The following is a 19,510-nucleotide window of genomic DNA, read 5'->3' as shown; positions in this document are numbered from 1 at the left end:
CCGGCCGCGGCGGCCATCACGAGGACCGCGAGCCCGACGGCGCCGGGCACCGCATCGGCACCGGACACCGCGACGTCGACCGCCGGGAGCCCCGGCGCCGTGACGGTCGCGGACGACCACGTCGACCTCAGCGCCCACAACGCTCCCCCGCCGACGGCGAGCAGTGCCAGGACGGCCGGGCCGAGGAGGTTGCGCCTCATGCCAGGCGGTCCTCGTCGAAGCACGTCGTCGCACCGGTGTGGCACGCGGCGCCTACCTGGTCGACGACCAGGAGCAGGGTGTCGCCGTCGCAGTCGAGGCGCACCTCGCGGACGTGCTGCGTGTGACCGGAGGTCTCGCCCTTGACCCAGTACTCCTCGCGGCTGCGGCTCCAGAAGGTGGAGCGGCCCGTCGTCAGTGTGCGGTGCAGCGCCTCGTCGTCCATCCAGCCCATCATCAGGACGGCGCGGGACGTCGCGTCCTGCACCACGGCGGGCACGAGGCCGGCCTCGTTGCGCTTGAGCCGGGCTGCGATGGCGGGGTCGAGGGAGCTCACGGTCCCATTCTCGCAGGAACGCCGAGCCCTCAGCCCAGCGACGCCTGCGCGACCCAGGACGCGTGCAGCCGGGAGTAGACGCCCCCGGCCGAGACCAGGTCGTCGTGGTGGCCGTCCTCGACGAGCCGGCCGTGGTCGAAGACCAGGACGCGGTCCGCGTTCTCGGCGGTGGACAGCCGGTGGGCGATCGTGACGCTGGTGCGTCCCTGCAGGAGCCGGTCGAGCGCGCGCGTCGCGCGCAGCTCGGTCTGCGGGTCGACGGCACTGGTGGCCTCGTCGAGGACGAGGAACGCGGGATCGGCCAGCGCCGAGCGGACGAGCGCCACGAGCTGGCGCTCGCCGGCGGACAGCGACTCGCCGCGCTGGCCGACCCGGGACTCGAGCCCCCGCGGGAGCGCCTCGAACCAGTCGGACAGTCCGAGCTGCTTGATCGCCGAGACCAGGTCCTCGTCGCTCGCGTCGCGCGATCCGTAGCGCAGGTTCGCGCCGAGCGTCGCGTCGAACAGGAAGCCCTCCTGGGGCACCATCAGGACGTGGCTGCGCAGCTCGTCGAACGCCACGTGCGAGATGTCGACGTCCCCGAGCACGACCCGGCCGTCGACCGGGTCCATCAGGCGGGTCAGCAGCTTGGCGAACGTCGTCTTGCCCGAGCCCGTCTCGCCGACCACCGCGACGCGCTGCCGCGCCTCGATCGTCACGTCGACGTCGTCGAGCACGGTGGGCCCGTCGGGGTAGGCGAACGAGACGTGCTCGAACCTGGCGTCGAGGTCTCCCGCGGGCAGCGGACGGCCGTCCGCGCCGGGATCGACCACATCGGCCGGGGTGTCCATCAGGTCGAGCACGCGACGCCACGACGAGATCGCGTTCTGCGCCTCGGAGATGACCTGCGTGGCCATCTGGGCGGGGCCGGTGAACAGGCCGACGAGGAAGACGAACGCCACGACGGTGCCGATCGTCAGGTCGCCGACGATGCCCAGCCACACCCCGACCGCGAGGACGGCAGCGTTGGCGACGCCGCCGACCAGGATGGCGGCCGAGAACGCACCGGCGGTGATCGTCTGGGCGCGGATGTTGTTGCGGTAGTTCGTGCGGACGGCGGTGTCGACGCGCTCCTGGGTGCGGTCCTCGATCCCGTACGACCGGACGACCGAGGCGCCCACGACGGGCTCGGCGATGACCGCGAGCATCTCGCCGACGCTGGCGCGCACCTTGTCGTACGCGCGCGACATCGCCCCGGCCAGCCAGCGCAGGCTGAGCGCCAGCGGGACGAAGCTGATGAGCACGACGAGCGTGAGCTGCCACGACAGGAACGCCATCACCACCGTCGCGACGATCATCTGGCCGACGCTGATGATCATCATGATCCCGGTGAACTGCAGGAACTGGCTGATCTGGTCGACGTCGGAGGTGACGCGCGAGACGAGCGAGCCGCGGCGCTGCGTGTTCTGGGTCAGCATCGACAGGTCGTGCACGTGACGGAAGGCGGCGACGCGCAGGTTGGCCAGGCCACGCTCGCTGGCGGTGAAGATGCGCACCTTCGACCAGTAGCCGGTCATGGCGATCGCGACCATCAGCAGCGCGGCGATCACGACGTACCTGGTGACGAGCGGCATGTCGACGCCGTCGCCGAAGCCGTCGTCGAGCGCGGCGCGGACGACGACGGGGACGACCGAGCCTCCGGCCGTGCTGATCAGCGCCAGCGCGAGCGTCAGCCAGATGCCGTCGGTCAGCTCGGGGTTGCGGCGCAGTCCGCGCAGCAGCACCGAGACGCCGCCCTCGCGCTCGGGGACGTCACTCATGGTCGACCTCCTCACGGGCCTGGTCGTAGGCGTCGACGAGGTTGCGGTACGCGACCGACCTCGTGCGCAGCTCGGCGTCCGTGCCGCGCTCGGTGATGCGACCCTGCTCGAGCAGCACCACCTCGTCGGCCAGAGCGATCGTGGCCTTGCGGTACGCGACGACCACGGTCGTCGGCGACCCCGCCCGATCGGCGAGGGCGCGCAGGATGCGCTGCTCGACCTCAGGGTCGAGGGCGCTCGTGGCGTCGTCCATGACCAGCACACGAGGGTCGCGCACCAGGGCACGCGCCAGGGCGAGCCGCTGGCGCTGGCCGCCCGAGAGCGACGTGCCGCGCTCGCCCAGCTGTGTGTCGAGGCCGCCCGGCAACGCAGCGACGAAACGATCGGCCTGCACCGTGCGGAGCACCTCCCAGACGCGCTCGTCGGGGATGTCGAGGTCGAGCACGACGTTGGCCCGCACGGTGTCGTCGAACAGGAACGTCGACTGCGGCACGAGCGCGATCGTCCGGGTCAGCGCCTGCTGGGAGAGCTCGCGGGCGTCCACGCCACCGAGCCGCACGGCGCCGGCGTCGGGATCGATGAGCCGGGTCACGAGCGACGCCAGGGTGCTCTTGCCGCTGCCCGTGCCGCCGACGAGGGCCGTGACGCTGCCGGCCGGGACGGTGAAGGTGATGTCGTGCAGCACGCCCGTGTCGGGCTCGTCGGGGTGGCTGTAGTCGAGCGCGTCGACCTCGAGGGGGACCGGACCCTCGCCCGGGACGCCGGCGGTGCCGTAGTCCATCGTGTCGTCCTCGTCGAGCACGCGCGAGACGCGGTCCCAGCCCACGACGGCGCGCGGGAGCTCGCCCAGCACCCAGCCGAACGACCTGATCTGCATCCCGATCACGGTGAAGAGGTACGCGACCTGGACGACGTCGCCGGCGTCGGCGGCGCCTTCGCTGACCCGCCACGCCCCGAGCAGCACGACGGCCAGGACGGCCAGGTTCGGCAGCGCCTCGATGACGGGGTCGAAGACCGCCCGCACCCGGCCGATGCCGATCGCCGCGTCGCGCAGCCGCTCGCTGGCCCCGCGGAAGCGCTCGGTCTCGTCCGCCTCGCGCCCCAGGGACTTGACGACGAGCGCCCCGTCGAACGACTCGTGCGCGACGGTGGAGACGTCGCCGCGCAGGCTCTGGGCCAGCGCGATCCGCGGACCCTGCCACCGCTGGTAGACCGCGTTCGCGACGAACAGCAGCGGAATCACCACCAGCCCGATGAGGGTCAGCACGGGATCGGCGAAGAGCATCGTGGCGATCGCGGCGACGAGCATCGCGATCGTGCCGAGCGCCATCGGCAGCGGCATGAAGATCGACCAGGTCGCCTCGACGTCGGCGTTCGCGTTGCTGAGCAGCTGGCCCGCGGGATGGCGGTGGTGCCAGCGCAACGGCAGCTGCAGGTATCGGCGCGTGACGCGCAGGCGGTCGTCGCGCACGAGGCGGTAGAAGACGACACCACCGAGCAGGCGACGCCCGATCACGCCGATGGTGCGCAGGACGGCGGCCAGGATGAACAGGCCGACCCCCGTCCACAGGGTCGAGGTGGTGATGGCGCCGGACTCGAACGACGGCGTGATGACATGGTCCGTGGCCCAGCCGAGCACCCACGCGTCGGCGACCGTCATGACGCCGAACAGCAGGGAGGCCAGGGCGGCCCACGTGAACATGACGCGCTGGCGCACGATGCCGCGGCCCATGACGGTGAACCCGCGCCGGGTCAGGCGCTCGGTCCCGCCACCACCGAGGGAGTCGAGGGTCTGGCTCGCCGTCGTGGTCGTCACCGGACCACGTGTCCCGCGGCTCGCAGCGTCTCCTTCACCGCGGAGATCGTGAGCGAGCCGAAGTGGAAGACGCTGGCGGCGAGCACGGCGTCGGCGCCGGCGTCGACCGCCGGCGGGAAGTGCTCGAGCCGGCCCGCTCCGCCGCTGGCGATGAGGGGGACGTCGGTGACGCCGCGCACGGCGCGGATCATCTCGAGGTCGAACCCGGCCTGCGTGCCGTCGGCGTCCATCGAGTTGAGCAGGATCTCTCCGGCTCCGAGCTCACTGGCGCGCCGCACCCAGTCGACGGCGTCGATGCCGGCCGACCGGCGGCCGCCGTGGGTCGTCACCTCGAACCCGCTGGGTTGATCGTCTGCACGTCGAGCGTCAACGCTCAGGACGAGCACCTGATTCCCGAACCGCCTGGCGATCTCGGCGATGACCTCGGGGCGGGCGATCGCCGCGGTGTTGATGCCGACCTTGTCGGCCCCGGCACGCAGCAGCCGGTCGACGTCCTCGACGGTGCGCACTCCCCCACCGACGGTGAGCGGGATGAACACCTGCTCGGCGGTGCGGCCGACGATGTCGAACGTCGTCGACCGGTCGCTGCTGGAGGCCGTGATGTCCAGGAACGTCAGCTCGTCGGCGCCCTCGGCGTCGTAGACGCGGGCCATCTCGACGGGATCGCCCGCATCGCGAAGGTCGACGAAGTTGACGCCCTTGACGACGCGACCGCCGTCCACGTCCAAACAGGGAATCACACGGACGGCTAGGCTCACGGCCATGAGCGTAGCCCGTGGGTCCGACGTCCGATCGCGCCGCCTCTGGGTCCTCGCGGCCGCCGCCGCACTGACCCTGACGGCCTGTTCGGACGACCCCCAACCCACCGATCCGACGACGGCCACCCCCTCGTCCAGCGAGTCCGCCCCCGCGTCGACGCCGACCCCCACGACCGAGCCGACGGCCGTCCTGCCGGACATCGCCGAGCTCGTGGTGGCACCGGGGCGCGTCGGCCCCGTGCGGGCGGGGATGACCCGCGACGAGGCCTTCGACACCGGCCTGTTCGACGCCGATGTCGAGGTCCCCGGCGAGGGCTGCGGCCGGGTCGAGCCGCTGGCGTGGAAGAGCGACTACGCCGCGTCGCTCGACGTGCTGACCAAGGAGGACGGCACCGTCGTCTCGATCGGCGTCCGCGGCGAGCAGCCCAAGACGGCCGAGGCCCTCGGCGTCGGCAGCACGCTGGGCCAGGTGTCGCGCGCCTACGAGACCGCCGAGATGACCGAGGCCGGCTACGGCCAGACCGGCATCTTCGTCACCGAGGGCGACGCGTGGCTCGGCTTCCTGTTCAACGAGGACCTCGAGGCGATCGGCCCGAAGAGCAAGGTCGTGATGATGGAGGTCACGACCGGCACGAGGCCCGACCTCATGCGCGACGGCTGCTGAGCCTCAGCCCTCGTCCGTACCGTCCTCGTCACGGCCGCGCAGTCGCCGTTCGAGCTTGCGCTCATGGTGCTCGATCCGGTCCTGCTTGTTGACGACCTGCATGAGCCAGCCGATCCCGACCCCGAGGATCGGGAAGATCGGCCAGAAGAAGTAAGCGCCTCCGTCGGCGATGGCGGTCGCGCCCCAGACCCCCGTGGTCAGGGTGCCGATCGCGAGGACCCCGTTGCGGGCGTCTCGCGTCTCGCGGCGGTACCGCCGCAGCGCCTCCTCGCGCAGCGACCCGGTCGCCGTCGCGGGCGCCTCGAGGTCGCGCAGGAGGGGCACGAACTCGCCCAGCAGGCGCGCGGCGAGCGCGTCGGCGGACCTGCGATCGAACTCCGCGCGGTCGAGCCGGCCGTCGGCGTAGGCCTCGCGCAGCGCCTCGAGTGCCGTCTCGCGGTCGTGGTCGCTCGCCCGGATCCCGGCGACCTCGGCACGGCGCGGATCGGCGCTGAACCCGTCCCACCGCACCAGGTCGGCCATGGCTACCGCGCGACCGCGACGAGGGCCTCGGGCAGCGTGAACGCCCCCGCATAGAGCGCCTTGCCGACGATCGCGCCCTCGATGCCGATGCCGGTCAGCGACGCGATGGCCCTCAGGTCGTCCAGGCTCGAGACCCCGCCCGAGGCGACGACCGGCTTGTCGGTCTGCTCGCAGACCTGACGCAGCAGGTCCAGGTTGGGACCGCTCAGCGTGCCGTCCTTCGTGACGTCGGTGACGACGTAGCGGGCGCAACCGTCGGCGTCGAGCCGCGCGAGGGTCTCGAACAGGTCGCCGCCCTCCTTGACCCATCCGCGCGCGGCGAGCGTGCGGCCGCGGACGTCGAGCCCGACGGCGATGCGGTCGCCGTACCGGCCGATCGCCGAGCGGCACCAGTCGGGATCCTCGATCGCGGCCGTGCCGAGGTTGACCCGGCGGCACCCGGTGGCCATCGCGGCGTCGAGGGACTCGTCGTCGCGGATGCCGCCGGACAGCTCGACGTCGATGTCGAGGCGGCCGATCACCTCGGCCAGCAGCTCGCGGTTGCTGCCCTTGCCGAACGCCGCGTCCAGGTCGACCAGGTGGACCCACTGCGCACCATCGGCCTGCCACTGCAGGGCCGCGTCGAGGGGAGAGCCGTAGGACGTCTCGCTGCCGAGCTCGCCCTGGACCAGGCGCACGGCCTGTCCCTGGGCGACGTCGACGGCGGGGAGGAGTTCGAGAGTCACCTCGCGATCGTATCGAGCAGCCTCCGTAGAGTGTGCAGGCCATGACTGACAGCGAGCTCGAGCACTCCTCCCCCGACCCCGTGGACGCCACCGAGCCGACCGCGGTGACCCTGCCGCACACGCCTGCCGAGGACATCCTCGGCGTGCTGACCGGGACGTGGCTGGCCTCGCTCGGCCTGCACCTGCTGCACGAGGCGCACGCGGTGACCGGCGGCACGGCGGGCCTGTCGCTGCTGCTGACCTACGCCTTCCCCGTCGCCCTGCCGGTCATGCTGCTCCTGGCGAACGTGCCGTTCTTCGCGCTGGCGGCGTGGAAGAAGGGCTGGCGCTTCACGTTCCGCTCGATCGTCGCGGTCGCGCTGCTGTCGGTGTTCACTACGGTGCACGCGGAGATGATCCCCTCCCCCGACCTCGCTCCGGTCTACGGCATCCTCACCGGCAACGTGCTGGCCGGCGTCGGCATCCTGATCCTGTTCCGGCATGGCTCGAGCCTCGGCGGCTTCAGCGTGCTGGCCCTGATCGCGCAGGAGCAGGCCGGACTGCGCGCGGGCTACGTGCAGATGGGACTCGACGTCCTCGTCGTGCTCGCGGCGCTGCTGGTCGTGCCGTGGGACAACGTGCTGCTCTCGGCGCTGGGAGCCGTCGTGCTCAACGTCGTGCTGGCCTTCAACCACCGCCCGGGGCGCTACCGGGCCTGAGGCCCAGCAGCCGCCCTGGCCCGTCTGGACGCGGGCTCCTCAGAGCGTGGCGATCCAGTTCTCGAGCAGGCGGCGGCCGGCGTCGCCGGACTTCTCGGGATGGAACTGGGTGGCCCACAGCGGCCCGTGCTCGACGGCCGACACGAAGCGGTCACCGCCGTACGACGTCCAGGTGACGCCCGGCGGGACGAAGGCGGTGCCCTCGGGCTCGAGCTTCCAGTCGCGCACGCCGTAGGAGTGCACGAAGTAGAACCGCTCGTCCTCGAGCCCCTCGAACATCCGGCTCTGTGCCGGCGACTGGACGGTGTTCCAACCCATGTGGGGCACGATCGGCGCCTGCAGGTGCTCGACCGTGCCCGGCCACTCGCCGCACCCGGTGCTGCGCACGCCGTGCTCGATGCCCTCGGCGAACAGGATCTGCATGCCGACGCAGATGCCCAGCACGGGCCGGCCGGCGATCAGGCGGCGCTCGATGATCCGCTCACCGTCCACGGCGCGCAGTCCCTGCATGCACGCCTCGAACGCGCCGACACCCGGCACGAGCAGGCCGTCGGCCGACATCGCGGTCGCGGCGTCGGCGGTCAGCACGACCTCGACGCCGCGGGACTCGCCCGCCCGCTCGACCGCGCGGACCGCCGACCGCAGGTTGCCCGAGCCGTAGTCCAGGACGGCGACCGTCGTCATGCGCGAGCTCCGTTCACACGGGTCACAACGCGCCCTTCGTCGACGGGATTCCCGTCTCGCGCGGGTCGGGCTCGACGGCAGCACGCAGCGCCCGCGCGAGCGCCTTGAACTGGCACTCGGCGATGTGGTGCGGGTCGCGGCCCGAGATCAGGTTCATGTGCAGCGTGATGCCGGCGTGGTGCGCGATCGACTCGAAGACGTGCGACGTCAGCGAGCCGACGTACGAGCCGCCGATGATCGCCGTGATCTGGCGCTCAGGCTCGCCGGTGTGCACGAAGTACGGCCGTCCGGAGACGTCGACGACACACTGGGCGACGGCCTCGTCGAGGGGCACCATGGCGTTGCCGTAGCGGCGGATGCCGGCCTTGTCGCCGAGCGCCTCGCGGATCGCCTCGCCGATGCAGATCGCCGTGTCCTCGACGGTGTGGTGCGCATCGATGTGCAGGTCACCCTCGGCGCGAACCGTGAGGTTGATCAGTGAGTGCCGGCTGAGCGCCGTGAGCATGTGGTCGTAGAAGCCGACGCCGGTGTTGATCTCGTGCCGGCCCGTGCCGTCGAGATCGATCTCGACGACGACGTGCGACTCGGAGGTCTTGCGCTCGATCCGCGCGGTGCGCGTGCCAGCGGCGTACTCGGTCATCGGGGGTCCACCTCCTGCAGCGCGTCGCGAAACGCCTGCATCTCGTCCGGGGTGCCGATCGACACCCGCATCCAGCCCGGGGGCCCGACCTCGCGGATCAGGACTCCTCGGTCGACCAAACCTTCCCACACGGCGTGCCGATCGGCGAAATGCCCGAAGAGCACGAAGTTCGCATCGGATGCGGCCACGTCGTACCCGCGCTCGGCGAGCCAGGCGGCCGTCTCGTCGCGGGTCGTGCGCAGGGCGTCGACCTGGGCGAGCAGCTGGCCGGTGTGCCGCAGGGCGCCCAGCGCCGTCGCCTGGGTGACCGCCGACAGGTGGTACGGCAGCCGCACGATCCTCAGCGCGTCCACGATCGCGGCGTCCGCCGCCAGGTAGCCGAGCCGGCCGCCCGCGAGCGCGAACGCCTTGCTCATCGTGCGCGTCACCACCAGGCGCGGGTGGTCGGCCAGCAGCTCGAGCGCCGTCGGCGTGCCCGCCCGGCGGAACTCGGCGTACGCCTCGTCCACCACGACGATCCCGCGGGCGGCGTCGAGCACGGCCCGCAGCTCGCCGGCGGCCAGCGCCGTGCCCGTCGGGTTGTTCGGCGACGTCAGGAAGACGACATCGGGGCGCTCGGCCTCCATCAGCGCGACGGCGGCGGGGATGTCGATCGCGAAGTCCTCGCGCCGACGGCCCGCGACCCACCGGGTGTGCGTGTTGCGCGCGTACTCGGGATACATCGAGTAGGTCGGCGCGAACGACAGCGCCGTGCGCCCGGGGCCTCCGAACGCCTGCAGCAGCTGCTGCATGATCTCGTTCGAGCCGTTGGCCGCCCAGACCCGGTCGGCGGTGAGCCCGTGGCCCAGGTACGCCGCGAGGCCCTCGCGCAGGGCCCACGCCTCGCGGTCGGGGTAGCGGTTGAGCTCGAGCGCCGCCGCCTGTACGGCCGCGGCGATGTCGGCCGCGGCCTCGGCACTGGGTCCGTACGGGTTCTCGTTCGTGTTCAGCCGGACCGGGACGTCGATCTGCGGGGCGCCGTAGGGCTGCTCGTCCCGCAGCTCCTCACGAATCGGCACCCACGACGGGATCGTCATCGCGCCAACCGCACCGAGACGGCCGAGCCGTGCGACGGCAGGTCCTCGGCCTCGGCGAGCGTCACGACCTTCGGCCCCACGTCGCGCAGGGCGGCCTCGGAGTACGTCACCACGTGCATGTTCTTGACGAACGCGCGCACCGACAGGCCCGAGGAGTGACACGCGCACCCGGCGGTGGGCAGCACGTGGTTCGAGCCGGCCGCGTAGTCGCCCAGGGACACCGGCGCGAAGGCGCCCACGAACACGGCGCCCGCGTTGACGATCCGTGCGGCGACCGCACCGGAGTCGGCGGTCTGGATCTCGAGGTGCTCGGCCGCGTAGGCGTTGGCGACGTCGACGGCCTGGTCGACGTCGCGCACGAACACGGTCGCGGACTGGGTGCCCGCGAGCGCCGTGGTGATGCGCTCGGCGTGCCGCGCCAGCGGGACCTGGCGGCTCAGCTCGGCGTCGACGGCGTCGGCCAGCTCGGTCGAGTCGGTGATCAGCACGGCGGCGGCGAGCGGGTCGTGCTCGGCCTGGCTGATCAGGTCGGCGGCGACGAACTCGGGGTCGGCCGTCGCGTCGGCGATGATCGCGATCTCGGTGGGGCCGGCCTCCGCGTCGATCGCCACGACACCCTGCAAGTGGCGCTTCGCGGCCGCGACGAAGATGTTCCCGGGCCCGGTGACGAGGTTGACCGCCTCGTTCTCCTGCGTGCCGTACGCGAGCATCGCGAGCGCCTGGGCGCCGCCGGCCGCGTAGACCTCGTCGATGCCCAGCCGCGCGCACGCGGCCAGGATCGTCGGGTGCGGGAGGCCGCCGAACTCCGCCTGCGGCGGGCTGGCCAGGGCGATGCCCGGGACGCCGGCGACCTGGGCGGGAACGGCGTTCATGATGACCGTGCTGACCAGCGGAGCAAGGCCGCCCGGCACGTAGAGGCCGACACGCTGCATCGGGACGATGCGGCGCTCGACGTCGGCACCGGGCGCGACCTGGACGGTGGCGCTGTGCTCGAGCTCGGCCTCGCACGTGGCTCGCAGACGGGCGATCGACTCGTCGATGGCCGCCAGCACCTCGGGGTCGAGGTTGTCGAACGCCTTCTGGATCTGGTCCGCCGGAACGCGGAGCCGCTCGGGGCGGACGCCGTCGAACTTCTCGCCGGCGTCGAGCACCGCTGCGGCGCCGCGGGTGCGGACGTCCTCGCAGATCGGCACGACGGCACGGAGCGCATGCTCGACGTCGACCTCCGCGCGCGGCACCGCGTCGCGGTAGCCTCCGGTCTGGTCACGAAGATCGAGTCGTCGAAGCACGAGCCAAGTCTAGGAGGCGGTCCGTTGTCCCCCGCGTCCACGTGGCAGCAGCCGGTCGTCGCGGGCGTCGTGACGGCGCTCGTCGGCTTCACCTCGTCCTTCGCCGTCGTGCTCGCCGGCCTGCGCGCCGCCGGCGCCAGCGAGGACCAGGCCGAGAGCGGACTGCTCGCCCTCACCGTCGTCTTCGGCGTGCTGGCGGTCGTGCTGGGCCTCGTGCACCGCGTTCCCGTCACGCTGGCGTGGTCGACGCCGGGAGCCGCCCTGCTCGTGTCGACGGGCACCGTCGACGGCGGCTGGGCCGCGGCCGTCGGCGCCTTCGCGGTCACGGGACTGCTGATCGCGCTGATCGGCTCCGTGCCCTGGCTGGGGCGACTCGTCGCACGGATCCCCACCGAGATCGCACAGGCGATGCTGGCGGGGATCCTGCTGCAGCTGTGCCTCGCCCCGTTCATCGCGCTGGCCGACTCCCCCGCCTACGTCGCGCCCGTGCTGGTCGCGTGGCTCGTCGCCATGCGATTCCGGCCGCGCTGGGCCGTCCCCTTCGCCCTCCTCGTGGCCGTTGCGGCGATCCTCGTGTCGGCGCAGCGCTCCGGCACGGCGATCGACACCGGCCAGTTCGTGCCCACGCTGACGTGGACCATGCCGGCGCCGACCTGGGCAGCGGTCATCAGCATCGCGCTGCCGCTCACGGTGGTCACGATGGCCTCGCAGAACCTGCCCGGTGCGGCGGTGCTGCGCTCGTTCGGCTTCGAGACGCCGTGGCGCTCATCGGTCGTCTCGACCGGACTCGGCACCGCGGTCGTGGCGCCGTTCGGTGGCCATGCGATGAACCTCGCCGCCCTCTCCGCCGCGCTCGCCGCGGGCGACGAGGCCGGCCCGCGCGAGCGCCGCTGGATCGCCTCGGTCTCGTCCGGTGTGGCGTACCTCGTCATCGCGGGCTCGGCCGGCCTCGTCGTCACCCTCGCCGCCGTGGCGCCGGCCGGGATCATCGAGGCCGTCGCCGGACTCGCGCTGATCGGCGCACTGGTCGGCTCCGTCGAAGGTGCCTTCGCCGAGCCGCACCACCGCACCAGCTCCGGGTTGACCTTCCTGCTGGCGGCCTCGGGCATCACGCTGTGGTCCGTCGGTGCCGCCTTCTGGGCCCTGCTGCTCGGGCTCGCGGTGCGCGCCCTGCTCGAACGCGAGTGACCGATCCCTGGCTCGGCCGGCTCCGTGCCTCCGTCGGGGATGCGCGATCCGGGCAGTGAGTGCGAAACCACGGAGCCCGGGAAACACACGCGGTAACGTCACGGACGTGGCGAAGAAGAGGGGTGGGGACGCGACCCCGGCGCTGGTGGCGTTGCACCGGGCGGGCGTCGCCGTGACTGCCCACGCGTACGAGCACGATCCGCGCGTCCAGTCCTACGGGCAGGAGGCGGCCGAGGTGCTGGGGCTGGACCCGGCGCGCGTGTTCAAGACGCTGATGATCGACCTCGACGGCGAGCTGGCCGTCGCGGTGGTGCCCGTGTCGGGCAGCCTCGACCTCAAGCGAGCCGCGGCGGCGCTCGGGGCGAAGAAGGCGCAACTGGCCGATGCGGCGGCGGCGCAGCGCGCGACGGGCTACGTCCTGGGCGGGATCAGCCCGTTCGGCCAGAAGCGCACGCACCGGACCGTGGTCGACCGCAGCGCCCTCAAGCATCCGACGGTGTTCGTGTCGGGCGGTCGCCGAGGACTGGACCTCGAGGTGTCGCCCACCGACCTGGTGGCTCAGACCCGCGCGGTCACGGCTGCGATCGGGCGCTGAGCGGCTCGTCGTCGAGCTCGTCGTCCTCGTCCGCTCCCTCGGAGCTGAGGTAGAGCGAGAGCGTGTACGACAGCACGGCCGCGAGCGGCCACAGCAGGAACGGCGTGATGGCGTCGACCGCGAACTGCGACGGGACCGTCTCGAGCACCTCGAGGCCCGTGGCCTCCTGCGGGGGCGCGGGGCCGAGCTGGACGCCGAGCCGCCAGCACACCAGGGCGGCGGCCGACGATGCCGCGGCGAGTCCCACCACGACCTGCCAACGCGCCGGTCGCGTCGTCCGGTGCACGACGACACCCGCGACGACACCCAGCACGACGCCGATGATCGTGAAGACCGCGACGACCTGGAAGCGTCCGGTCGCGGCGGACTCGGTCAGCACGAGTCCGCGCTCGGTGGCCAGCCACTCGGACGGGCTGCCGAGCCACAGCCACACGAACGCGGCCGGGATCCCACTGGCGGCCACGGCCAGCAGCACGCGCGAGGTGCGGGTCATGTGAGGCACCCCGGACCGAGCAGCTCCTTGAGGTCGGCGAACAGGGCCGAGGTGGTGGACACCCGCAGGCCCTGGTCGAGGCGCATCGTCGTGGTCTTGCCCGGGCCCGAGAGCCGCAGGTGCACCTCGGTGACTCCTGGGTGCGAGCCCAGCACCTGCTTGAAGGCGTTGATGGTGTCGAGGGTGCAGCGCGACGTCGCGATGCTCACGACGAGCGGCTGGTCGGTGCGGCCCTCCCCCATCGCCGGTCGCGTGACCTCGTTGGCCGACAGGTCCATGCCCTCGTCGTTGCGGCGCACCCGGACCTTGGCGACGACGAGCGAGTCCTGCGTCAGCACCGAGGCGGCGAGGTTGTACGCCGCCGGGAACACCGCGATGTCGACCGAGCCCTCGAGGTCCTCGAGGGTGATCGTGGCCCAGGTGTCGCCCTTCTTGCTCATGCGCCGCTGCACGTTGGTGACCAGTCCGCACAGCCGCAGCACGTCGCCGTCGGGTCGGTCGCCGTCGATCAGCGACCCGATGGACGAGTCGGAGTTGGCGGCCAGCACGTGCTCGAGCCCGCCCAGCGGATGGTCCGAGACGTACAGGCCGAGCATGTCGCGCTCGAAGGCGAGCTTCTGGGTCTTCTCCCACTCGGCGATCTGGGGAACCGTCACGGCGAGGCCGTCGAACTCCTCCTCGAACGCACCGAAGAGCGAGTCCTGGCCGATCGCGGCGTTGCGCTTGATGTCGATGTACTGGTCGACCGCCTCCTCGGCGACCGAGGCCAGTGCGCGCCGGCCGTGTCCGAGCGAGTCGAAGGCGCCCGCCTTGATGAGCGAGTCGAGGACGCGCTTGTTGCAGACCTGGGTGGGCACCTTGTCGAGGAAGTCGGCGAAGTCGGTGTACGCACCGTGCTCCTCGCGCGCCTCGGTGATCCCGCCCACGACGTTGGCGCCGACATTGCGCACCGCGGTGAGGCCGAAGCGGATGTCCGGGCCGACCGAGGCGAAGTTCGCGACCGAGTCGTTGACGTCCGGCGGCAGCACCTTGATGCCCAGGCGGCGGCACTCGGCCAGGTAGAGCGCGGACTTGTCCTTGTCGTCCTTGACGCTGGTGAGCAGGGCCGCCATGTACTCGGCGGGGTACCGCGCCTTGAGGAACGCCGTCCAGTAGCTGATGACGCCGTAGGACGCCGAGTGAGCCTTGTTGAACGCGTAGTCGGCGAACGGGACGAGGATCTCCCACAGCGTGCTGACGGCGTCCTTGGAGAACCCGCGCTCGATCATGCCCGCCTCGAAGCCGACGAACTCCTGCTGCAGGACCTCGCGCTTCTTCTTGCCCATGGCGCGACGCAGGTTGTCGGCCTGTCCGAGCGAGTACCCGGCCAGCACCTGGGCGATCTCCATGACCTGCTCCTGATAGACGATCAGGCCGTAGGTCGTGCCCAGGATCGGCTTGAGGGCCTCGGTGAGCTCGGGGTGGATGTAGTCGATCGGCTGGCGGCCGTTCTTGCGCTTCGCGTAGTTCGTGTGGCTGTCGGCGCCCATCGGACCGGGACGGTAGAGCGCGATCAGGGCGCTGATGTCCTCGAAGTTGTCCGGCTGCATCTGCTTGAGCAGCTGGCGGATCGGCGGGGAGTCCAGCTGGAACACGCCGAGCGTGTCGCCGCGGCACAGCAGCGCGTAGGCCTCGGGATCGTCGAACGAGAGGTCCTCGAGCACGAGGTCGACGTCACGGTTGGCCTTGATGTTCTCGAGGGCGTCGTTGAGCACCGTGAGGTTGCGCAGGCCCAGGAAGTCCATCTTGACCAGGCCCAGCGACTCGCACATCGGGTAGTCGAACTGGGTGATGACCGAGCCGTCGGCCTCGCGCTTCATGATCGGCACGATGTCCAGCAGCGGGTCGCTGCTCATGATGACGCCGGCCGCGTGCACACCCCAGTTGCGGATCTGGCCCTCGAGGCCGATCGCGATGTCGTAGACCTGGCGCACGTCGTGGTCCTGCGCGTGCAGGTCGCGGAAGTCCTTGCCGTCGTTGTACCGCGGGTGCGACTCGTCGAAGATGTCCGCGAGCTTGACGCCCTTGCCCATGACGTCGGCGGGCATCGCCTTGGTGATCTTGTCGCCCATGGCGAACGGGTAGTCCAGGATGCGGCTGGCGTCCTTGACCGCGGCCTTGGACTTGAGCCGGCCGAAGGTGGCGATCTGGGCGACCTTGTCGGTGCCGTACTTCTGGGTGACGTACTGGATGACCTCGCCGCGGCGACGCTCGTCGAAGTCGATGTCGAAGTCGGGCATCGACGGTCGCTCGGGGTTGAGGAAGCGCTCGAAGATCAGGCCGTTCTGCAGCGGGCACAGGTCGGTGATGCGCAGGGCGTAGGCCGCGATCGAGCCGGCGCCCGAGCCACGACCCGGGCCCACGCGGATGCCGTTGTCCTTGGACCAGCCGATGAAGTCGGCGACCACGAGGTAGTAGCCGCAGTAGCCCTTCTGCGCGATGACCTCGAGCTCCATCTCGGTGCGCGCGCGGACGTCGTCGCCGAAGTCCTGGCCGTAGCGGGCCTCGATGCCGCGCCAGACCTCCTGGCGGAACCAGGACTCCTCGGTCTCTCCCGCGGGGATGTCGGCGCGGGCCATGTAGCCGCCGGTCGACTCGGTGAACTCGACCTCGCAGCGCTCGGCGATCAGCAGCGTGTTGTCACACGCCTCCTTCATGCCGTGCTTGTCCTCCCACAGCGACCGCATCTCGGCGGCGGACTTGATGTAGTAGCCGCCGCCGTCGAACCGCAGCCGCTTCTCGTCGCTGATCCGCTTGCCGGAGGCGACGCAGATCAGCGCGTCGTGCGCGGCGGCGTCCTCGGGGTGGGTGTAGTGCGAGTCGTTGGTGGCGACCGGGGGGATGCCCAGCTCGCGACCGAGGCGCAGCAGGTCGTCGCGGACCCGGCGCTCGACCGAGATGTCGTGGTCCATCAGCTCGAGGAAGAAGTTCTCCTTGCCGAAGATCTCCTGCAGCTCGGCGGCCTCGCGTCGGGCGTCCTCGTACTGGCCCAGACGCAGGCGCGTCTGCACCGCTCCCGAGGGACAGCCGGTCGTGGCGATCAGCCCGCTGGAGTACTGCTCGAGCAACTCGCGATCGGCCCGCGGCTTGTAGTAGTAGCCCTCAAGGCTGGACAGCGACGACAGCCGGAAGAGGTTGTGCATCCCCTCGGTCGTGGAGGCCCACATCGTCATGTGCGTGTATGCGCCGCCGCCGGCGACGTCGTCGCCACCCTCCTCGGCCGCGTTGCCGCGACCCCAGCGCACGCGCTTCTTCTCGCTGCGGTGGGTGCCGGGCGTCAGGTACGCCTCGAGGCCGATGATCGGCTTGACGCCGTGCTGCTTGGCGGTCTTCCAGAAGTCGTACGCACCGTGCACGTTGCCGTGGTCGGTCATCGCGATCGCGGGCATCTCCTGCTGGGCGGTGCGCTCGAACAGCCCACCCAGCAGGGAGTGTCCGTCGAGCATCGAGTACTCCGTGTGGACGTGCAGGTGCACGAAGCTCGAATCACTCGCCATGGTCGCCGTCGGCCTCCGCTGCGTCGTCGGTCCCGGTGCGGGGACAGGTGCTGTGGACCGTCGGGAAGCCCGTCGGTCGAGGTGGTGGGGAAGGCCTTCAGCCTACGCGAGCGCACCGACCGAATCGGCGAGGGCTCGCCCGATCCGGTCGGTGCGCATCGGCTACTTCGTGGTCGCGCGCTGGTAGGCCCGCACCGACAGCGGCACGAACACCGCGAGGATGATGACGACCCAGATGAGCGTGTAGACCACCGGGTTCTGCAGGCTCCACGCATCGGACGCAGGAGCCTTGTCGGGCAGGTTGCCGAACAGCTCACGGACCGCCTGGGTGAGCGACGAGACCGGGTTCCATTCCACGAACTTCTGCAGGACCGCCGGGAACGAGTCAGTGGGTACGAACGCGTTCGAGACGAACGTCAGCGGCATGATGACGATGAAGGAGGCGTTGTTGATGACGTCGACACTGGGGACGATGAGGCCCACCCACGCCATCACCCAGCTGATCGCATAGGCGAAGACGAGCAGTAGCGCGAACGCCGCCAGCATCTTGGGGATGCCGTTGTGTGCTCTCCAGCCGACGAACAGCCCGGTCAGCGCCATGATGATCAACGACAGGACGTTGTAGACCACGTCGGCACCGGTTCGGCCGATCAACACCGCCGAGCGCGCCATCGGCAGCGACCTGAACCGGTCGATGAAGCCCTTCTGCATGTCCTCGGCCATCGCCGCGCCCGAGAACGTCGCGCCGAACACGACCGTCTGGGCGAAGATGCCGCCGATCAGGAACTCCTTGTAGTCCAGGCCCGGACCGACGTCGATCGCCCCACCGAAGACGTACGCGAACAGCAGCACGAACATGATCGGCGAGAGCAGGACGAACACCATGATCTCGGGGACGCGCTTGATCTTGATGAGGTTGCGCTTGGTGCACACCCAGCCGTCGGTCAGGGCGCGGGAGACTCCCCCGCGGGTCGTCGTCGTGGCGCTCATCGGGCCACCTCCTGGATCGCTTCGTCCTCGTCGGCCTCGTGACCGGTGAGGGACAGGAACACGTCGTCGAGGGTGGGACGCCTCAGGCCGATGTCGAGCACGTCGATACCTGCCGCGCGGACGTTGCCCAGCACCTGCATCAGGTCGTCGGCCCCCGAGCCGCTGACGGCCGCCGAGAGCGAGCGGTCGCGGACGCTGACGTCGCCCTTGGCGACCTCGGCCATGAACTCGCGGACCCGAGGGGCGTGGGCGGGGTCGACGACGACCGCCTCGATCCGCTCGCCGCCGACCTGGGCCTTCAGTTGGTCGGCGGTGCCCTCGGCGATCGCCTTGCCCCGGTCAATCACGATGATGTTGTCGGCCAGCAGGTCGGCCTCCTCGAGGTACTGCGTCGTCAGCAGGACCGTCGCCCCCGACGCCACGAGGTCGGCGATGACCTCCCACATCTGCTGCCGGCTGCGCGGGTCGAGACCGGTGGTCGGCTCGTCGAGCACGATCACCGGGGGCTCGGCCACGAGGGCACCGGCCAGGTCGAGCCGACGTCGCATGCCGCCGGAGTAGGTCTTGGAGGGCCGGTCGGCCGCTTCGGAGAGCCCGAAGCGCTCGAGCAGGTCGCGCGCGCGGGCGCCCGCCTGCTTGGCCTTCATCCCGTACAGGCGCCCGACCATCTCGAGGTTCTCGTAGCCGGTGAGGTACTCGTCCACCGCCGCGTACTGGCCCGAGAGCCCGATTCGTCGCCGGACCCCGTCGGGGTCCTTCAGGACGTCGACGCCGGCCACCGTGGCCTGCCCCTCGTCCGGTGCCAGCAAGGTCGTGAGGATGCGGACGGCCGTCGTCTTGCCCGCACCATTGGGCCCGAGCAATCCCAGGACGGTTCCCTCGGGCACCGTCAGGTCGAGGCCACCGAGGGCCTCGACGTCGCCATAGCGCTTGACCAGTCCGGTCGCGCGGATCATGTCGCTCATCCCCCGATCATGGGGCACGGGTCCGACAGAAATACACCCCCGAGCCTGACGCCCTCCCCGTCGGACGGACGACGTCCCCCGCTCGGGGCCCATCGATGGTAGGAATGTGCCAGCAAAAATCCGGAGCTCGGGGGGACGAAGCATGGCCGCGGAAGCACAGTTGGTGACGAGGTTCCATCCGGATGCGATCGCGGTGCCGGGCGATCCGGACCGGCTGCGCACCGCCGCCGACAAGCTCCAGGACCTCGTCGCCGAGATCACCGACGTCGGCAAGCGGCTGCGCCAGGCCGACGCGCCCAAGGAGACCCGTGGCCCGACCGTCCGGGCCATGTCCCGCGTCGCGGGCACGCTGGGCCAGGTGCTGGAGGCCGACGCCGAGCAGCTGTCCGACGTGTCCGAGCTGGTCCGGCGTCAGGCCGACCTGCTCGCCGATGCGCACGGCACGCTCGAGGAGACGCGCCGGCGCTGGCGCCAGGCCCGCGAGCAGCTGCGTACCGAGATCGGCTCGATCAACGAGGCGGCCGAGCGGGCCGAGCG

General features: G+C 71.2%; 20 protein-coding genes. 5 read left to right on the top strand and 15 right to left on the bottom strand.

Translation table 11 applies throughout. The annotated features are described in order from the left end of the window. The 5 genes from RT323_RS12000 to hisF form a co-directional block, all read right to left on the bottom strand. Positions 1 to 200 (bottom strand): hypothetical protein (locus tag RT323_RS12000; RefSeq protein WP_313408676.1); only part of this gene is annotated, 200 nt, incomplete at its 3' end. Next, positions 197 to 535: a phosphoribosyl-AMP cyclohydrolase gene (gene hisI / locus RT323_RS11995; protein WP_313408673.1), complete on the bottom strand. Its 339-nt coding sequence runs from the start codon at positions 533 to 535 to the stop codon at positions 197 to 199. The genes hisI and RT323_RS12000, both read right to left, overlap by 4 nt. Before the next feature lie 29 nt (positions 536 to 564). Beyond that, the gene (locus tag RT323_RS11990; protein ID WP_313408670.1) at positions 565 to 2,334 is read right to left on the bottom strand and encodes an ABC transporter ATP-binding protein; all 1,770 of its coding nucleotides are present in this window, start codon (positions 2,332 to 2,334) and stop codon (positions 565 to 567) included. Next, positions 2,327 to 4,150, bottom strand: a complete 1,824-nt coding sequence (locus RT323_RS11985) for an ABC transporter ATP-binding protein (protein WP_313408667.1) — start codon at positions 4,148 to 4,150, stop codon at positions 2,327 to 2,329. Before RT323_RS11985 ends, RT323_RS11990 begins: the two co-directional genes overlap by 8 nt. Then, entirely contained in the window at positions 4,147 to 4,908 is a 762-nt protein-coding gene (hisF, locus tag RT323_RS11980; protein ID WP_313408665.1) for an imidazole glycerol phosphate synthase subunit HisF, read from the bottom strand. The genes RT323_RS11985 and hisF overlap by 4 nt, the downstream gene beginning before the upstream one ends. A gap of 4 nt (positions 4,909 to 4,912) precedes the next feature. Between hisF and RT323_RS11975 the strand changes: the two genes are divergently transcribed. After that, positions 4,913 to 5,572 (top strand): hypothetical protein, encoded by a 660-nt coding sequence (locus RT323_RS11975; RefSeq protein ID WP_313408662.1) that lies wholly within the window; start codon positions 4,913 to 4,915, stop codon positions 5,570 to 5,572. Between the two features lie 3 nt (positions 5,573 to 5,575). On the opposite strand, the gene RT323_RS11970 is transcribed toward RT323_RS11975, so the two are convergent. Together RT323_RS11970 and priA are read right to left on the bottom strand one after the other, a co-directional pair. Further along, positions 5,576 to 6,094: a DUF1707 domain-containing protein gene (locus tag RT323_RS11970; protein WP_313408660.1), complete on the bottom strand. Its 519-nt coding sequence runs from the start codon at positions 6,092 to 6,094 to the stop codon at positions 5,576 to 5,578. Between the two features lie 2 nt (positions 6,095 to 6,096). After that, positions 6,097 to 6,819 carry a bifunctional 1-(5-phosphoribosyl)-5-((5-phosphoribosylamino)methylideneamino)imidazole-4-carboxamide isomerase/phosphoribosylanthranilate isomerase PriA gene (gene priA / locus RT323_RS11965; protein ID WP_313408658.1) on the bottom strand — a complete coding sequence of 241 codons (723 nt, stop codon included), beginning with the start codon at positions 6,817 to 6,819 and terminating at the stop codon, positions 6,097 to 6,099. Between the two features lie 41 nt (positions 6,820 to 6,860). On the opposite strand from priA, the gene RT323_RS11960 reads away from it, so the two are divergent. Continuing rightward, a complete protein-coding gene (locus tag RT323_RS11960; protein WP_313408656.1) occupies positions 6,861 to 7,517 on the top strand; it encodes a YitT family protein in 657 nt (218 codons plus the stop codon). A 39-nt stretch (positions 7,518 to 7,556) separates the two neighbouring features. On the opposite strand, the gene hisH is transcribed toward RT323_RS11960, so the two are convergent. The 4 genes from hisH to hisD are packed head-to-tail and all read right to left on the bottom strand — an operon-like array spanning position 7,557 to position 11,206. Further along, positions 7,557 to 8,201 carry an imidazole glycerol phosphate synthase subunit HisH gene (gene hisH / locus RT323_RS11955; protein ID WP_313408653.1) on the bottom strand — a complete coding sequence of 215 codons (645 nt, stop codon included), beginning with the start codon at positions 8,199 to 8,201 and terminating at the stop codon, positions 7,557 to 7,559. A gap of 22 nt (positions 8,202 to 8,223) precedes the next feature. Beyond that, entirely contained in the window at positions 8,224 to 8,841 is a 618-nt protein-coding gene (gene hisB / locus RT323_RS11950; protein WP_313408651.1) for an imidazoleglycerol-phosphate dehydratase HisB, read from the bottom strand. After that, the gene (locus tag RT323_RS11945) at positions 8,838 to 9,917 is read right to left on the bottom strand and encodes a histidinol-phosphate transaminase (RefSeq protein ID WP_313408648.1); all 1,080 of its coding nucleotides are present in this window, start codon (positions 9,915 to 9,917) and stop codon (positions 8,838 to 8,840) included. The genes hisB and RT323_RS11945 overlap by 4 nt, the downstream gene beginning before the upstream one ends. Continuing rightward, a complete protein-coding gene (gene hisD, locus RT323_RS11940) occupies positions 9,914 to 11,206 on the bottom strand; it encodes a histidinol dehydrogenase (protein WP_313408645.1) in 1,293 nt (430 codons plus the stop codon). Before hisD ends, RT323_RS11945 begins: the two co-directional genes overlap by 4 nt. A 24-nt stretch (positions 11,207 to 11,230) precedes the next feature. Between hisD and RT323_RS11935 the strand changes: the two genes are divergently transcribed. Further along, entirely contained in the window at positions 11,231 to 12,394 is a 1,164-nt protein-coding gene (locus RT323_RS11935; RefSeq protein WP_313408643.1) for a benzoate/H(+) symporter BenE family transporter, read from the top strand. Positions 12,395 to 12,500: 106 nt separating this feature from the next. Continuing rightward, positions 12,501 to 12,989, top strand: coding sequence for a Cys-tRNA(Pro) deacylase (gene ybaK / locus RT323_RS11930; protein ID WP_313408640.1), 489 nt, complete (start codon positions 12,501 to 12,503; stop codon positions 12,987 to 12,989). Here the strand turns inward: ybaK and RT323_RS11925 are convergent. The 4 genes from RT323_RS11925 to RT323_RS11910 form a co-directional block, all read right to left on the bottom strand. After that, on the bottom strand, positions 12,967 to 13,482 hold the full coding sequence (locus RT323_RS11925) for a hypothetical protein (RefSeq protein ID WP_313408637.1): 516 nt from the start codon (positions 13,480 to 13,482) through the stop codon (positions 12,967 to 12,969). The two genes, ybaK and RT323_RS11925, sit on opposite strands and share 23 nt — an antisense overlap. After that, positions 13,479 to 17,018 (bottom strand): DNA polymerase III subunit alpha, encoded by a 3,540-nt coding sequence (dnaE, locus tag RT323_RS11920; protein WP_313408636.1) that lies wholly within the window; start codon positions 17,016 to 17,018, stop codon positions 13,479 to 13,481. The genes RT323_RS11925 and dnaE overlap by 4 nt, the downstream gene beginning before the upstream one ends. Before the next feature lie 162 nt (positions 17,019 to 17,180). Then, positions 17,181 to 18,008, bottom strand: coding sequence for an ABC transporter permease (locus tag RT323_RS11915; protein WP_313408633.1), 828 nt, complete (start codon positions 18,006 to 18,008; stop codon positions 17,181 to 17,183). Then, positions 18,005 to 18,973, bottom strand: coding sequence for an ATP-binding cassette domain-containing protein (locus RT323_RS11910; protein ID WP_313408630.1), 969 nt, complete (start codon positions 18,971 to 18,973; stop codon positions 18,005 to 18,007). Before RT323_RS11910 ends, RT323_RS11915 begins: the two co-directional genes overlap by 4 nt. 142 nt (positions 18,974 to 19,115) lie before the next feature. Between RT323_RS11910 and RT323_RS11905 the strand changes: the two genes are divergently transcribed. Next, positions 19,116 to 19,510: hypothetical protein (locus RT323_RS11905; RefSeq protein ID WP_313408628.1), on the top strand; the 395-nt coding region annotated here is incomplete at its 3' end.

Source organism: Aeromicrobium sp., from assembly GCF_032084975.1.
Classification (GTDB): domain Bacteria; phylum Actinomycetota; class Actinomycetes; order Propionibacteriales; family Nocardioidaceae; genus Aeromicrobium.
This window is presented reverse-complemented; position numbering and strand designations above follow the sequence as displayed.

Bases quoted from the DNA above. Each gene is read 5' to 3' on its own strand.
- RT323_RS11990 (WP_313408670.1), bottom strand. From the start codon at position 2,334: ATGAGTGACGTCCCCGAGCGCGAGGGCGGCGTCTCGGTGCTGCTGCGC.
- RT323_RS11975 (WP_313408662.1), top strand. From the start codon at position 4,913: ATGAGCGTAGCCCGTGGGTCCGACGTCCGATCGCGCCGCCTCTGGGTC.
- RT323_RS11970 (WP_313408660.1), bottom strand. From the start codon at position 6,094: ATGGCCGACCTGGTGCGGTGGGACGGGTTCAGCGCCGATCCGCGCCGT.
- RT323_RS11960 (WP_313408656.1), top strand. From the start codon at position 6,861: ATGACTGACAGCGAGCTCGAGCACTCCTCCCCCGACCCCGTGGACGCC.
- hisH (WP_313408653.1), bottom strand. From the start codon at position 8,201: ATGACGACGGTCGCCGTCCTGGACTACGGCTCGGGCAACCTGCGGTCG.
- hisB (WP_313408651.1), bottom strand. From the start codon at position 8,841: ATGACCGAGTACGCCGCTGGCACGCGCACCGCGCGGATCGAGCGCAAG.
- RT323_RS11945 (WP_313408648.1), bottom strand. From the start codon at position 9,917: ATGACGATCCCGTCGTGGGTGCCGATTCGTGAGGAGCTGCGGGACGAG.
- RT323_RS11925 (WP_313408637.1), bottom strand. From the start codon at position 13,482: ATGACCCGCACCTCGCGCGTGCTGCTGGCCGTGGCCGCCAGTGGGATC.
- dnaE (WP_313408636.1), bottom strand. From the start codon at position 17,018: ATGGCGAGTGATTCGAGCTTCGTGCACCTGCACGTCCACACGGAGTAC.
- RT323_RS11915 (WP_313408633.1), bottom strand. From the start codon at position 18,008: ATGAGCGCCACGACGACGACCCGCGGGGGAGTCTCCCGCGCCCTGACC.
- RT323_RS11910 (WP_313408630.1), bottom strand. From the start codon at position 18,973: ATGAGCGACATGATCCGCGCGACCGGACTGGTCAAGCGCTATGGCGAC.